This is a genomic window from Psychrobacter aquaticus CMS 56, from assembly GCF_000471625.1.
Classification (GTDB): Bacteria; Pseudomonadota; Gammaproteobacteria; order Pseudomonadales; family Moraxellaceae; genus Psychrobacter; species Psychrobacter aquaticus.
Genome location: NZ_AUSW01000016.1, coordinates 70,567 through 85,807, shown reverse-complemented (window position 1 = coordinate 85,807; position 15,241 = coordinate 70,567). Strand labels below are relative to the sequence as shown.

Annotated in this window: 16 protein-coding genes and 1 tRNA gene; 11 read left to right on the top strand and 6 right to left on the bottom strand. The window is 42.7% G+C overall.

Annotated features, from left to right (window positions below; translation table 11 throughout):
- Nucleotides 1-98 precede the first annotated feature (98 nt).
- A tRNA-Gly gene (locus tag M917_RS05350) sits at nt 99-173 on the bottom strand.
- A 431-nt stretch (nt 174-604) separates the two neighbouring features.
- Here M917_RS05350 and M917_RS05345 point away from each other — a divergent pair.
- From M917_RS05345 to M917_RS13700, 5 genes are all read left to right on the top strand, one after another.
- Nucleotides 605-1,417 carry a M48 family metallopeptidase gene (locus M917_RS05345; RefSeq protein ID WP_021813764.1) on the top strand — a complete coding sequence of 271 codons (813 nt, stop codon included), beginning with the start codon at nt 605-607 and terminating at the stop codon, nt 1,415-1,417.
- A 367-nt stretch (nt 1,418-1,784) separates the two neighbouring features.
- Nucleotides 1,785-2,105, top strand: coding sequence for a BolA family protein (locus M917_RS05340; protein WP_021813762.1), 321 nt, complete (start codon nt 1,785-1,787; stop codon nt 2,103-2,105).
- A 60-nt stretch (nt 2,106-2,165) separates the two neighbouring features.
- Nucleotides 2,166-2,525, top strand: a complete 360-nt coding sequence (locus M917_RS05335) for a SirB2 family protein (protein WP_021813761.1) — start codon at nt 2,166-2,168, stop codon at nt 2,523-2,525.
- A gap of 165 nt (nt 2,526-2,690) precedes the next feature.
- A complete protein-coding gene (locus M917_RS05330; RefSeq protein WP_021813760.1) occupies nt 2,691-3,092 on the top strand; it encodes a hypothetical protein in 402 nt (133 codons plus the stop codon).
- A 48-nt stretch (nt 3,093-3,140) separates the two neighbouring features.
- The gene (locus M917_RS13700; protein ID WP_021813759.1) at nt 3,141-4,229 is read left to right on the top strand and encodes a J domain-containing protein; all 1,089 of its coding nucleotides are present in this window, start codon (nt 3,141-3,143) and stop codon (nt 4,227-4,229) included.
- A gap of 132 nt (nt 4,230-4,361) precedes the next feature.
- Here the strand turns inward: M917_RS13700 and trxC are convergent, their stop codons facing one another.
- Together trxC and M917_RS05315 are read right to left on the bottom strand one after the other, a co-directional pair.
- Entirely contained in the window at nt 4,362-4,802 is a 441-nt protein-coding gene (trxC, locus tag M917_RS05320) for a thioredoxin TrxC (protein ID WP_021813758.1), read from the bottom strand.
- Nucleotides 4,803-4,931: 129 nt separating this feature from the next.
- Nucleotides 4,932-5,804 (bottom strand): MBL fold metallo-hydrolase, encoded by an 873-nt coding sequence (locus M917_RS05315; protein WP_021813757.1) that lies wholly within the window; start codon nt 5,802-5,804, stop codon nt 4,932-4,934.
- Nucleotides 5,805-6,070: 266 nt separating this feature from the next.
- On the opposite strand from M917_RS05315, the gene M917_RS05310 reads away from it, so the two are divergent.
- The 4 genes from M917_RS05310 (at nt 6,071) to M917_RS05295 (ending at nt 9,348) form a co-directional block, all read left to right on the top strand.
- On the top strand, nt 6,071-6,472 hold the full coding sequence (locus M917_RS05310) for an ArsR/SmtB family transcription factor (RefSeq protein ID WP_264629452.1): 402 nt from the start codon (nt 6,071-6,073) through the stop codon (nt 6,470-6,472).
- A gap of 51 nt (nt 6,473-6,523) precedes the next feature.
- A complete protein-coding gene (locus tag M917_RS05305; protein WP_021813755.1) occupies nt 6,524-8,248 on the top strand; it encodes a SulP family inorganic anion transporter in 1,725 nt (574 codons plus the stop codon).
- 147 nt (nt 8,249-8,395) lie between these two features.
- On the top strand, nt 8,396-8,722 hold the full coding sequence (locus M917_RS05300) for a beta-lactamase hydrolase domain-containing protein (protein WP_021813754.1): 327 nt from the start codon (nt 8,396-8,398) through the stop codon (nt 8,720-8,722).
- A 293-nt stretch (nt 8,723-9,015) separates the two neighbouring features.
- Nucleotides 9,016-9,348 carry a TIGR01244 family sulfur transferase gene (locus M917_RS05295; protein ID WP_021813753.1) on the top strand — a complete coding sequence of 111 codons (333 nt, stop codon included), beginning with the start codon at nt 9,016-9,018 and terminating at the stop codon, nt 9,346-9,348.
- 9 nt (nt 9,349-9,357) lie between these two features.
- Here M917_RS05295 and M917_RS05290 read toward each other — a convergent pair whose 3' ends face one another.
- On the bottom strand, nt 9,358-10,278 hold the full coding sequence (locus M917_RS05290; protein WP_161626692.1) for a LysR family transcriptional regulator: 921 nt from the start codon (nt 10,276-10,278) through the stop codon (nt 9,358-9,360).
- A 130-nt stretch (nt 10,279-10,408) separates the two neighbouring features.
- Here M917_RS05290 and M917_RS05285 point away from each other — a divergent pair, with 130 nt between their 5' ends.
- Nucleotides 10,409-11,155 carry a glutathione S-transferase family protein gene (locus tag M917_RS05285; protein WP_021813751.1) on the top strand — a complete coding sequence of 249 codons (747 nt, stop codon included), beginning with the start codon at nt 10,409-10,411 and terminating at the stop codon, nt 11,153-11,155.
- Nucleotides 11,156-11,222: 67 nt separating this feature from the next.
- Here M917_RS05285 and M917_RS05280 read toward each other — a convergent pair whose 3' ends face one another.
- The gene (locus M917_RS05280) at nt 11,223-12,671 is read right to left on the bottom strand and encodes an alanine/glycine:cation symporter family protein (RefSeq protein WP_021813750.1); all 1,449 of its coding nucleotides are present in this window, start codon (nt 12,669-12,671) and stop codon (nt 11,223-11,225) included.
- A 257-nt stretch (nt 12,672-12,928) separates the two neighbouring features.
- Nucleotides 12,929-14,509 (bottom strand): alkyl hydroperoxide reductase subunit F, encoded by a 1,581-nt coding sequence (gene ahpF, locus M917_RS05275; protein ID WP_021813748.1) that lies wholly within the window; start codon nt 14,507-14,509, stop codon nt 12,929-12,931.
- 385 nt (nt 14,510-14,894) lie between these two features.
- On the opposite strand from ahpF, the gene M917_RS05270 reads away from it, so the two are divergent.
- Nucleotides 14,895-15,143 carry a YdcH family protein gene (locus tag M917_RS05270; protein ID WP_021813747.1) on the top strand — a complete coding sequence of 83 codons (249 nt, stop codon included), beginning with the start codon at nt 14,895-14,897 and terminating at the stop codon, nt 15,141-15,143.
- Nucleotides 15,144-15,241: the final 98 nt, after the last annotated feature.

The following is a 15,241-nucleotide window of genomic DNA, read 5'->3' as shown; positions in this document are numbered from 1 at the left end:
TTCTCGTTCAGATTGAGAACATGCCCTAATCAAATTTCACGCATAAAAAAAAAGCCTCACTATGAAGTGAGGCTTTTGGTGCTTTTTCAAGCCATATTTGGAGCGGGAAAAGAGATTCGAACTCTCGACCCCAACCTTGGCAAGGTTATGCTCTACCACTGAGCTATTCCCGCTAAATATCAAATCGTAATGTCGTTAAAGACTACGTCTTGATAGGCTGGCTATTCTAGCAAATATTCTGCATGTGTCAATATATTTTTTAAACTTTATTGCTAATATTTTCGTTTTAAGTGTCTATCCTAAGACAAAAATTCACGTAAGTAATTGATTTCATATCAACTACTGCTATGAAATAAAATTGTTTTTTCTTTCTCGTCTCTTGGGCGCTTACAATCATACGTTGTGTTGTTACTATTTCTGCCTTGGTTTTGTCTTGTTAACATTATTATACTTATGGCTAATGACAGTTCAGGTAAAATTTTACTGTTTCGGTAGATGGGCAAGCGCTCGTAGAATATTAATAAAAGGCTGCTTTTTACCTATTTTTTTCAGTATCTGGTTTGTGCAATTTTACTTTTTACCATTTATAGCGAGGATATTTATTATGAAGAAATTATTAACCACTACGGTGATGGCGGCGTCATTGTCAGCATTAAGTCTGACAGGTTGTACAAGTACGACCAATACTGGCGCGGTTGGCGTTGACCGTCAGCAGTTGCTCTTAGTCTCTAGCGAGCAAGTGTTGCAGTTATCAGCACAAAGTTATGCTAAGACTCTACAGGAAGCCCGAGCACGCGGTTTGCTAGATACCAACAAGGCACAACTCAATCGCCTAAAAAACATCTCTAACCGTTTGATCGGTCAAGTTGGTGTCTATCGCCCAGATGCAGCGAAATGGCAATGGGAAGTGCATACCATTAAGTCAGATCAGCTAAACGCCTTTGTCATGCCAGGCGGTAAAATTATGTTTTACTCAGGTATCATTGATCGTTTGAATTTAACAGATGATGAAATTGCCGCGATTATGGGTCACGAGATATCGCATGCACTACGCGAGCATTCACGTGAACGCCTATCACGCCAATACGCTACACAAACCGGTATCGGCGTTGCTGCTAGCATTTTTGGCTTATCACAAGGTCAGGCAGAGCTAGCAAACGTCGCAGGTGATTTGGGTTTGAGTCGTCCCCATAGTCGCACCCAAGAAGCCGAAGCCGACCAGATTGGTCTAGAGCTGATGGCACGCGCAGGTTACAATCCACAAGCGGCGATTACTCTGTGGCAAAAAATGCAGCGCGCCAGCCAAGGCGAGCCACCACAGTTCTTGAGTACTCACCCATCAAGTAGCAACCGCATTGCTGAACTACAATCATTGATGCCTAAAGTCATGCCACTGTATCAAAAGGCGCGTCGTTAGTTGATTTTAAGCATGCTGCTTTGAGTGAGCACTGTTTTAATAGGAACTGTTAGAGCATAAGAGCAGAGTACAAACGATAAATTGTGCTCTGCTTTTTTATGTAAAAAATGAGAATACGCTTTAGAAACAGGCGCTACGCAATAGCCTGCCATACAGCCAATCGCCTCTGCTATAATGGACACGACACGCCATTTTTACGCGGCTAAATACCATTAAATATAGTCAGGTCGATATAAAAAAGCGTCAGCAAGACTGGGATACATTTTTTGTAGCCTCTGGCAGCAACGGCACAGCCAGCAAGAAAAAATTGTGCCAGTCTCGCGTCATCATATCGTGTATCGACTATACAATACATTAAAGGATTGTTATGAGTGCCACCCCTACCGCTAATGCGCTGGAAGCTGAACTACAAGCATTACAACCGCAATATTTAGAGCTGATAAATGAGTCGATGGATCATGCGGGTTATTTTGAAGGTAAAGAAAGTCATTTTAAACTGACTATCGTCAGTGATGCCTTTGATGGCAAAAGATTGGTCGCTCGTCATCAATTAATATATGGACAAGTTACCTCGTTATTGACCTCTCAAGGTGGCCAAGTACACGCTCTGGCCATTCACGCTTACACGCCAACAGAATGGCAAGGTCAAAGCCCTGATAGCCCGTTGTGCGCTGGACAGAACAAATAGCAAACGGTATCTAAGTATAAATACGCTGAAAAACTGCCATTTTAGAGGAAACGATATCCAATGAAACATTTACATATGCTGATGGCCGTACTGGTTGTTGTGTTGTTTTTATATCAGAGCTACTTAGTATTAAGCGCCAATAGACAAGCACCTCGTGCGGTCAAAATAGCCAATCATATTGTCTATGCCCTCGTGATTGTGTCAGGCGCTGTCATGTTAATGCAGCTAATGAGTGCCAACGCACCCGTACAATGGGTATTTGCCAAAATCATCTTACTGGTTGCAGCCATTAGTTCTAGTATAAAGGCGTTTAATACTCATGCGACGCCAACGCAAAGAAAGACCGGCATTCTCATTGCCGCTGTGGCTTATATTGGTATCGTCATACTTGCCTTTAGCAAGCCTGAAAACTTATTTTGATAAGTGTTCGAAAGTAGCGCTGAGCGTCGCACAAATTGTCATATTCGAGCGTGTTGAGCATTCACAAATAGGGTTAACAAATATTAAATAGTCAATATCTTAATCCGGTTAATTTTGCTATCTTAAATAAACACAAATACCATAATTCGGCTTGATGGAGCAGCTATGAAAACCTTTACTACAGCGACATTACTGGCGGCAGCTGGCGTTTTCGGTCTCTCAGGCTGTGCCACTACGAGTAATATAACACCGCAATATGTACCGCCAAGCACTTATCAAAACTATGACTGCCAAGCGCTCAACCAAGAGTATGTCCGTGTCAATCGCTATGTAGACGCGGCGCGTAACGAGCAATCAACCTTATCCACCTCAGGTGTCGGCGTTGGGGTTTCTGCAGGACGCTGGGGGATCTCACCCAACATCAGTTTTGGCGTTGGCAAAAGCAACGATACCAAAGCGCGCGATGCAAAATTATCGCGGCTATACGGCGAACGTGATGCCATTGTACAAACGGCTCGTATTCAACGTTGTAGCTTTGCCAACGGCGTCAAGATTTATGGCGAGTAACGATTAATGTTTACTTAAGCAGTATTCACTTAACAAGATCATTTAAATATGAACACCCTTCATACCCACTATGACACTTTAATGGTGTCGAGAAGTGCTTCTCCAGAAGTTATAAGAGCTGCTTTCAAATCGTTGTGTCAAAAATATCATCCGGACAAAAATAATCATGCAGATGCTGATCGGATCATGCAGCAGTTCAATGAAGCCTATAGCATTTTATCAAATCCTGTTGAACGTAATAAATATGATAAACAACTGTTAGATTATGAAGAAAATGCTAATCAGGCCTCTCAACAAAAGAATTATAGGCACTTCTCAAATGAAGAGTCTTCCAATACTTCAAAGCGAAAAAACAACGTCGTCATAATCAATATTCCAGATTCAATATCGTTTAGTAATGCAAAGCATCATGTAAATAATTTTTTATCTAAAGCGAAACCTTTACTTCTAAAAACTCTCAAAGTCATATTTTATATAGTCATCTTAATAACTTTAATAAACGTATTTGTCACATACATTGGCGATTCCAATTCAAACGACGCAACAAATGATTTATATGATGCACAAAGAGAAGTACAAGATGCTGCAAGAGAACTAGATGAAGCTGTACCAGAGTTAGATGACTATGAAGATTATTCTTATGTACCCGATATACCAGAAGATATACTTGATACCTCAGAAAACACTTTTGTTGATGATAGTGAACTACAACAAGTACTGAGCACGAATTATAAAACTCATGCGCCAAATGGTGAGATTTTTCCTTCCTCGGCAAACTATGTAGCTGGCTACCCACAACTTAATGATAATGGAGCTTCTATACTTACTATTGATAACAGTCAAAATACCGAGGCTATTTTTGGTAAGTTATATTATTTAGATGAGACAGAAGATCTAGCAGTACGTCACTTTTATATTCAAGGCGGTGGTGGGTTTAATATTCGCAATATTAGTCCTGGATACTATGATGTTAGGTACAAAGACCTTGAAAATGGGCATATATCTAAATCCGAACCTGTTCTCATTGAAGAATATGAAGATTACGATAGCGTAAGGTTTAGTGAAATAACTATGACTTTATATAAAGTTTCCGATGGAAATATGGAAACTTACGCTATCCCAGAGAATGAATTTTAGTTCTGACTAAATTTAATAAAACGAAAAAAGCCAACACATTAGCGATGTATTGGCTTTTTGCATATCTATCGCTCTAAATGTAATGGACAAAGCAGAGGTAATGGACAAAACTCAAGCAAGAAATCTTGGACGTTATGAAGCTCGCAAGCTCCGCACCCATTGGACAATTTGGTCACTCGGTAATGCGCCTGACTGCCGCGCGATTTCTTTGCCATTTTTGAAAGCCACCATAGTGGGCAAACTACGGATGTTATAAGGTGCTGCGGCTTGCTCGTATTTATCGGTTTGTATCTTGGCAAAGACCACTTGCGGTAACTGACCGGCCGCCGCTTTGAACTCTGGTGCCATCATTAGACATGGTTGACACCAGCTCGCCCAAAAATCAACGATGGTCAATACCTCATTCTTTTGAATGACTTTATGAACCGTTTGTGCGCTCAGCTCGTGAGGGCAACCTGTCAATAACGGTTGGCTACATTTACCGCAATTCGGTGCGGCAGTTAGCTTTTCCGCGGGTACACGATTGGTCGCTTGGCAATGCGAACAGACTAAATGAGGGCTTTGCTCACTCATTATAAGACTCCTATATAAATCGTATGGATACTCATCCACAATATATCGGCACTATGGCTTACACGATGGCTTAGTACTGTGACCTAGTATTACTTACGATAACAGCTTTGATGTGTCATCTCACTTGTTTTATTGTCCAAGGACATTAATCGGTATTTTTAAATAACGCGTACCATTGTCTTCTGGCTTTGGAAAGTGGCCTGCATCAATGTTGACTTGTACTGATGGAATAATAAGGCGCGGCATCTCCAAAGTTGCATCGCGGCGCTCACGCATCTGCACAAACTCAGCTTCATTAATCCCATTTTTCACATGAATGTTGCCCAGTTTTTGTGCAGCAACCGTAGTCGTTGGACAATGTTTGCGACCTTGACTCGGATAGTCATGACACAGATACATGATCGTGTCCTCTGGAAGCGCCAACAGCTTTTTGATCGAATGATACAGGGTTGTGGCATCTCCTCCTGGGAAGTCGCAGCGAGCCGTACCCACGTCGGGAGCAAACAACGTATCGCCAACGAAGACCACGGTTTTTTCTTTATCAACGGCCATATAAGCCATATCAGCACGTGTATGGCCGGGTACGTACATGGCGGTAATGGTGATGTCGCCTAGTGCTAGTGTCTCTCCATCATCTGTCAAAATATCAAACTGACTGGCATCAGTACGAAAGCTGGTATCAAAATTAAAAATTTGTTTAAATATTTTTTGTACTTCGGTGATATGTTGGCCTATGACCAATTTTCCGCCCAGCTTTTCTTTTACATGGATAGCAGCGGACAAATGGTCTGCATGCGCATGGGTCTCGATAATATAGAGCAGCTCCCAACCATGCTCATTTACAAACGCAATGACTTCATCAACACTATTAGTTCCCGTACGACCTGACTTTGAATCGAAGTCTAGTACTGGATCAATGATGGCACACACTTGCTGCTGTACATCCGCAAGCACGTGGGTATAAGTTTCTGTGTCGCTGTGTAAGAATGAATGAACTTGCATGGCTACCTCTTTGCTTTATATAGGAATGTTTTATTTTCCAATGAATTCTTAAGTATACTGTGCTTGTTTATCATATTGGCATGCATATACTCAGTGATGATGAATACCAATATAGCAACCATAAAACAATTTATCAATTTATATAATGTAAATAATGATAACTTGCTATACCTTGTAATATCATTGATAATTCACTATCTATAAACTATACCCTTTTTACCTATGCCTCATATAAGGAGCTCGCTCTGACTACGTCCACTTCAGCATTGAGCACATCTACTACTGGCGCGAGTAGTGATATTTCTCCCAGCGTAACAGACTTCGCGCCCAAAGACTCTGCACCTAAAGATTGTGCACCCAACGACTTAGCTGAGCAAATGCAACAAGCATCCATGCAAGCCAGCCAACTATTGAAGTCGTTATCACACCCTGATCGCTTATTGCTCTTATGTCAGCTGACGCAAGGAGAATACTGCGTGAGTGAGCTTGAGAGCTTAGTCGGTGTTGGTCAACCAAGCTTATCACAGCAACTGGGTATCCTACGCAAGGATGCGCTGGTCTCAACACGCCGTGAAGGCAAGCAAATTTACTATAGCATCGCAAGTGACGATGCTTTAGCGGTGCTCGAGCTGCTTTATCAACGTTTCTGCGCCAAAAACGACGGCTAGCTTACGGCCAATGCTTGGCTTTGATTAACTTTTATTGTGATGACTATTGCTATGCCTTCTATCGCCGCTCGTCTGATTCCCATTTGGTTGCGTCAATACCAATTGTCCGCTTTGCCAACTGATGTCATCGCTGGATTGGTCGTCGGTGTGCTGGTCATTCCACAAAGCTTGGGTTACGCAGTACTGGCAGGATTACCACCCGTCTATGGATTATATGCGGCGATTGTCCCTGTCATTGTTTATGCATGGATAGGCTCTAGTAATATTCAAGCAGTGGGGCCTGTCGCTATCACTGCAATCATGACTGCCAGCAGCCTGCATCCTTATGCAGCAGAAGGCGCTCAGCAGTACGTACTCATGGCAAGCTTGCTGTCATTGACGGTTGGTGTGCTGTTATGGTTGGCAGGTCAGCTCAAGCTTGGCTGGATTATGCAGTTTATCAGTCGCGGCGTTTCGGCTGGCTTTATCAGTGGTGCCGCGGTGCTGATTTTTGTCAGTCAGCTTAAGTATCTGACAGCTATTCCTATCGCAGGGAACGGTTTAATTGGTTATTTATCGAGTATGCAGATGTATGCGCAGCAGCTACATCCACCAACTTTTATTATTGGCATGACAGCCTTTGCGCTTTTGGTTGCCAATCGCTACGGTAGTAAATGGGTGTGGCAATCTTGGCTATCCTCATCTTATGCCAAATGGGCCGAACGTCTATTTCCGCTTATTTTGTTGGGTGTTGCCATACTATTGAGCATCAGCCTGCACTGGACGACGAATGGCGTGGCAACGATTGGCAGTATCCCGCAAGGGCTGCCGACCTTTACCCTTCCCTATGTGCCAAACTTTGGTGAAGCGCTCAACTTATTACCTAGCGCAGGGCTAATGGCGCTGATTATTTTTGTTTCCAGCAGCTCAGTCGCTAACAATTATGCTCGCCTGCGCAGCGAGTCATTTGATGCCAATCGTGAGCTGACTGGATTAGGGCTTGCCAATATGGCTGGCGGATTTTTTCAAAGCTTTACGGTTGCTGGCGGATTTTCGCGAACAGCTATCAATGCCGACTCAGGTGCCAAAACGCCTGTCGCCAGTCTAATGACCGTGGTGGTGATGATTGCCGCTTTAATCGCTTTTGGTAATGCTTTAGCACCGCTGCCTTATGCCTTATTAGGCGCAACCATCATGGCATCCATCATCGGTCTCGTTGATATGACGACCTTTAAATCAGCATGGCAACGTGACCGCTTGGATGCTGCCAGCTTTATGGCAGCATTCATGGGTGTACTGATATTTGGATTAAATACTGGTCTGGTCATTGGTCTGATGGTGTCGTTTGCTAGCTTGATTTGGCAATCAAGCAAACCGCACGTCGCGATTGTGGGTCAACTGGCAGGTACGGGACACTTTCGCAACATCAATCGTCATAACGTAGTGACTTTTAGCAATTTACTCATGCTGCGTATTGATGAGAGCATATTTTTTGGTAATAGCGAATCTGTCCATCGCCGTGTCGTACAAGCCACCCAGCAATATCCAAAAGCTCATGAGATTATCCTCATAATGTCAGCGGTCAATCACATTGATTTGACGGGGCAAGAGATGCTTATTAGTCTCAATCAGGAGCTTTTAGTTCAAAACAAGCATCTGAACTTTAGCTTTATCAAAGGGCCTGTAATGGATATCATTGAACATACACAGATTATCACCGAATTGTCAGGCCACGTTTATCTTAGCACCATGGATGCAGTAGATGCCCTAAAGGATACATATAGCCCCATAATTTAAATGTTGTCAAATCCACTATTGTTATTGTCTGTGACAAAATACAAGTATGATAAAAGCTGTGTTATGCTAAATTAGCATAAAGAAATAACGCTTAGCTATAACACTTTATACCCTATCGCCTTTTAATATATGTGACCGAATCTACTTATGACCGATAATGTAACTATCTATAAGCAAATTTACCCGAGCCAATGCGTAAAAATTGCTGAGCTTGGTTATCGTTCCGTGCTCAATATTCGTCCCGACGCTGAAACAGAGACCCAGCCCAATAGCTGTGACTTGGCCAGTGCAACGGCGAAAGCCAATTTGACCTATCATCATCTGCCCTTCGATGATGAGCGATTGAGTATGGCTACTGTCGAACAGTTTGCGACCTTCTATCGTGCAATGCCAAAGCCTATACTGATGTTTTGCGGGACAGGAGCACGAGCCAAGCTGCTGTATCAAAGTGCGTTGATGCAAGGGTTACTATAGTGAGTTCAGTATAAAAACGATTCAGCGGGACTGGTATAAATTTTCGCCAGCCTCTGTCTGCGAAGGCACAGCAAGCCAGAAAAATTTACACCAGTTCAGTGTTGCAATACTTAGCATTAAAATATAATGTCTTTATTTTATTTAGAATTGACTATATAAAGAGTAATTATAAGCAATATTATGACGCTTACATATCGCCCCTTTAGAAAACCACTCGTTCAGCTTACGCTTAAACGCTGTGTTTCTAAATCAAATCTGTCATTCTTTCATAGACAAAATAAAAAGGAGCTCTTATGAGCCATCAAATAAGTATTACCGGACAAATCACTCCTGACCAAGTACCAATGATTGCCGAAAATGGTTTTAAAACCATCATCAATAACCGTCCAGATGGCGAAGAACCGAATCAGCCGACCAGTGCTGAGATTGAAGCCGCTGCCAAGAAAGCAGGACTTGCTTATAAAGAAGTGTCATTTGCGGGTAGCGAGCTGAATCAAAACCATGTCGAAGAATTTGCTGATTTCTTTAATCAAGCCGAGCAGCCAATGTTGATTTTTTGCCGTACTGGCAATCGCTCAACGGGTATCTATGAAGCGGCAAAGCGCATGGATTTGTTGGACGACTGATACGCCTGTCTATGACATAAGATAGATCTCACACACATTTGCCAATTGCGCCCGTCCAAAATTTGGATGGGCGTTTGCTGCTATCACCATCTCAATAATGACTTCTGGTAGCTGCGGTAGCCTAAATGGCAATGGATTATTATCATCCGTCAAGGGAGTCATCTGCCCCATACTGCTCTGTGCTACGACAGTAACGCCCTGCCCTGACAGCACCAAACTTGCGATTGCTCCCACACTATTGGCACTACACACCACTTGACTAGCTATGTTTATTTGGCTCAAGCCTTGAATGGCAGCATGATGAAAATGACAACTTTCATCAAAGAGTATCAAAGGCACACTGGCTTTACTCAGATAGCTTTGCTTCAAGCTTTCAGTATTACCGTCAAACGCCCACACTCCTTGATCCTTTTGTAAGAATCGCCCTGCTTCCTTAGCCGATGACCGCGACACGATAGCCGTGTCTAACATGCCAGCGCTTAGCATGTCGCGCAGCTTTATTGAGTTGTGGCAATGGATGTGAATTGGCAAATTCGGTACGCACTCGCGTATGTTTGTAATGATTTTAGGCAAAATAACGTGGGCGTAATCATCAGGGCAACCCAATTGTAAAGGCCTGATAATCTGTTTGCTATCACGCATTTGCCGCAAAGCATCATCGTGTAAACTAATAATATGCCGCGCGTATCCAAGTAACAACTTACCATCTTCTGTCAGCTCAAGCAGCCGTCCTGATTTTACAAATAGCGTTTTGTCAGTCTGCTCAGTGAGCTTGTACATTTTTTGACTAACCGCACTTTGACTGCGGTGCATTTGCTCGGCTGCCTGTGTGTAGCTACCTGTCTCGACCACTGCGATAAAACAGCGTAATGCTTCTATATCCACTTGATACCCTCTATTAAGAGCTTGTGTGCTTACTAAGATTAGCACAGTGTTTGCTTTGTAAAATAAAATTAAATCCTTGAATCTCTTATAGGTGTTATCAGAATTTTGCACTGGTAAGTCGCTAACGTTAACGACATACTGAAACTCTACCCATCAGTCTAAATAGGTCGTTATCATGCAAAAACCTCTCCTTATCATCGGTAATAAAAACTACTCCTCTTGGTCGCTACGGGCGTGGTTACTCTTAAAAGCTTTCAATGTTGACTTTGATGAGCAGCCGATTGAGCTGTTTCATCCATCCGCAACACCTATTCTCAATGAACATGCGCCAACAGGTAAAGTACCGGTTTTGGTCTATGGTGAAGGCGATGAAAAAGTCACCGTTTGGGATACGCTGGCCATTGCGATGCATATTAATGAGTATTTAACGGATATCAATCTTTGGACAGGCATCAGCAAGTCTGACACTAACGCTCAAACTGACAATCAAGATAGAATCAACAGCGCCTATTGCCAAAGTATCATTGCCGAAATGCACTCAGGATTCATGAGTATTCGTAATGAGATGCCAATGAACATCAGAGCGACTGCTAAAATACAACCGAGTACGGCTTGCTTAGCAGATATTGCTCGCATTGAAACCATCTTTGCTGAGTGCTTAAAGGATCGACCAGAAGACAGTTTCTTATTTGGCGCTTTCACGGCTGCTGATGTCTTTTTCGCCCCAGTGGTGCTGCGATTACAGACTTACGCCGATGCGTCCAATATTACTTTACAGCCATTAACCAAGCAGTATTGTCAGACCTTAGTCAATCATCCGCATATACAAGCATGGCAAAAATCAGCGTTACAAGAGACGCGTATTATTGAAGAAGATGAAGCGGGTGAGATTTTGTCACTTGTGGGCGTACTAGCCAATTAAACGAAAAAACCACTCTAACGTTAGTTAAAGTGGTTCATTTTTTCATAAAATATAAAGCGTATGCGTATTACTGTTTTTGATCTAACGCTTCTTTTACTGCCTTTTTACCCCATGCACTCAAATCAAGATCCAATTTTTCATACTCTTGTGCATCGAATAATGGTTCTTTAACTCCTGATCTTAATTGACTTGCAAAGTCGTCAAGTAGACGCTTGGCACGCGGGAAGAGCATGATCAAGGCCAACAAGTTGGCTAACGCTAGCACACCCATTAGCGGGTCAGCGAAGAAGAACACGGCGGTTGCTGTAGGTGCTACTGCGCCCAAGAACAATATCGCAATCACGACAACTCGTAACACCAAGGTCGCCATTTTGATGTTCTTTTTGACCAAGAAGTTAATCGCATTTTCACCCATGTAGTAGTTATACATGATAGAACTCAATGCAAATAACAATAGCGAGATGGTCAGAACATATTGTGACCAGTTGCCCAGCTGAGCCGTGAGCGCTTGCTGTGCCAGTACAATACCATCGACTTCAGTACCTGGCTGATAAACACCACTCAGCAAAATCATAAATGCCGTAGCACTACACACGACGATCGTATCAATAAACACTGATAATGACTGCGAGATACCTTGACTGACAGGATGCGTGGCATAAGCGGTGGCGGCAATATTCGGCGCCGAACCCAAACCAGCCTCATTAGAGAACAGGCCGCGCTTCATGCCTTGCTCAATCGCCACACCAATACCACCGCCAACGACAGATTCAATGCCAAACGCATTTTTGACAATCATCACCATCAATGCTGGCAGTTCTGTGAAGTTGAGTACGATAATAATCAGCGCCATACCAATATAGATCAATGCCATCACAGGAATGACAACGTCGGCTACTTTTGCAATACGCTGGATACCGCCAAAGACAATGAATCCACCTGCAACAACTAGCACCGCACCTGATATCCAGCGATCAATGCCGAAACTTTCAAGGGCAGAACCTGCTACCGTATTGCCTTGGAACGCCACAAAACCAATTGAGAACGACAGGAGTAACGATATAGCATAAATGACAGCCAGCCAGCGATAATCTTTACCTAAACCATGTAATATATAGGTTGCAGGGCCGCCGCGAAAATTACCATCATCGTCTCTGCGCTTGTAAAGCTGAGCCAAGCTACACTCAACGATACTGGTCATCATGCCGATGAGGGCCACAACCCACATCCAAAAAACTGCACCAGGACCACCCAAAGAGATTGCAACGGCAACACCAGCAATGTTACCACCGCCAACACGTCCACCAATAGAAACGAGCAACGCCTGACGGGCAGAAATACCGTCGTCGCCGACTTCATCCGTCCTAAACACACGGAACATGCGTTTAAAATATCTAAACTGGGCGAACCTGCCCACAATGGTAAATAATAAACCGAAAATAACCAACATAGGCACGAGTGCCCAGCCCCACGTTAGATCGCCGACTATGGCAAAAAAAGCTTCAATATATTCCATACCTATTTTCCTTATAGTTCATGACGCTATGATAGGCTTTGTTAGGCTTATTATCGCATCTAAGACCCATATTTGTAACGCAAATGGCGCATTTGTAACGTAAATGATGACATTTTTTGAGAGAAATTGCTTTGTTCACTCATCCAAATGACTGGTTTCTCAGCTTTAGGCACCATTCTATAGAAAAATTGCTATATAAACACAAAAAAACCACCTCAAGCGAGGTGGTTTTTTCATCTAAACTAAAGCTAAATAACTTACTGCATAACCAAGTATTCAAACGCTGATAATGCCGCTTTTGAACCTTCACCCATCGCAATGTTAATCTGCTTGAATGGAACCGTCGTCACATCACCACAAGCAAAGATTCCTCTACGATCCGTACGGCAACGCTCATCAATCTCAATCTCACCAAAGCGGTTTAAATCAACAAACCCTTTGATAAACCCAGTATTGGGCACCAGACCGATTTGTACGAACACCCCTGCTAACTCAATCTCTTTGGTCTCGCTCGTGTTACGGTCTTCATAGACAATTGAACTGACTTTACCATCGGTTGCTTTAATTTCTTTGGTTGCGGCACTGGTGACGATATTGATATTGGCCTTTTCTTTAGCTTTGTTAATCAATACCTGATCGGCTTTTAAACCATCAGCAAACTCAAGCACCGTGATATGTTTTACGATACCAGCAAGGTCTAGCGCTGCTTCAATACCTGAATTACCGCCACCAACGACAGCCACTTCTTTGCCTTTGAAGAACGGACCATCACAGTGCGCACAGTACGCCACGCCTTTACCGACATTTTCGTCTTCACCTGGTACGCCAAGTTTACGCCATTGGGCACCCGTCGCTAGAATGATACTGCGAGTGTTAAATATCTCACCTGTATTGAGATGGATGCTATAGTTTTCGTCTTTGGTTTCACCAATCTCTTTGACACTGACATGCTCTTTGAGCGTGATGTTGTATTCGCCCAAATGTTTGACAAAGTTGGTCGATAGGTCTGTACCATTGGTGAGCGGCACAGAAATTAAGTTTTCGATATCTTGGGTGTCTTTGACTTGGCCGCCGATACGGTCAGCCACCATGGTCACTTTTAGCCCTTTACGAGCCGTATAAATAGCGGCAGCAACCCCAGCAGGACCTGCACCAATGATAGTCACGTCTTGCTGCTCTAGTTGCTCAGCATCGTCATCACTGGCCTCGTTCAACAAGTCAGGATATTGCTCTTGTAGTTTTTCGATCAACTTAGCCGTGTCAATTTTACCATTAGCAAAAGGCTTGCCGTTTAAAAATACCGCTGGTACACCTTGGATATTGTTGGCATCGACTTGCTCTTGGAACAATGCACCATCGATCATCTCGTTGCTGATATCATCATTGAGTAGCGCAAATTGATTGAGCGCTTGCACCACATCAGGACAGCTATGGCAAGATAGCGACACATACGTTTGGAACTGTAACGGCTTATTAAAGCGTTTGACGAGCTTTTGTACGCCTTCATCTAGCTTTAGAGTATGACCACCCGCTTGCAAAATTGCCAAAATCAACGAAGTAAATTCGTGACCGCCTGGAATACCACTAAATACGATACCCGTGTCGTTCAAAGCGCCATCGATATGACTACGAACCGCAAAGCTGATCGGACTTGGTAAGCTATCATCGGTCGCTGTGCTGTCAAAATTGATTTTGTCAGTCGTACCCGCGATTTTAGTCAAAAAGTCGATCAACTCGGCACGTTTACTATGTTCACCACCACCCAATACAAAGCTAATAGGACGGGTCATGTTTTCGCTATAGGTTTCTACCGCGTCTAATAAATTCTGATCTATCATGTTTGTTCCTCATTATTACTGAATATGTAACGGTAACTGTCATATCACGCGTTGAAATATGGATTATTTAATACTCATAATTTGTCTAAAAATTTACAGGCTTATGCCTTTTGATGTCCCTATTATCATTGGTTACAAGCCTTTAGACAAGCTGAGAAACTCAAACCTTGTGTTTTATAAAACAAATCATAAATCATAGTATTCAATTAAATTTAAATACATAGAAGGATTATTGCTATAGCACCGATATTCTTTTTTCGCTACAATCAAATGAGATCGATAACGATTTGTATTCAAAATACTTAGGTATTACTATCACAAAAAGTCTTAATAACAATGCGCGATTGCTTATCGCAAGCTTGCGCCTCATAACAAGGATGAGCAGATGAGAAAAACCGAAACGTTTCAGGATAACAAAGAGATTATCGCTGAGCTTAAACAAAAAGATAGCCATTTTGCGAGTATATTTGATGAGCATACTCAGCTCGACCAGCAGATCAATCATCTTGAAAAAGATGTGATACAACACGCCAGTCGTGAAGAAGAAATAGAGCAAATGAAGCGACGGAAGCTTCATCTTAAAGATGAGATTTATAGAGTGATTGAGAAAAACAAACCACAGACGCAACATTAAAAAAACCCCACCAACTGAGGTTGATGGGGTTTTTATTCATAGTATCCATATAGTATTTATGTAGAATACAACTGTAATATCCAATACTACGAATTTTT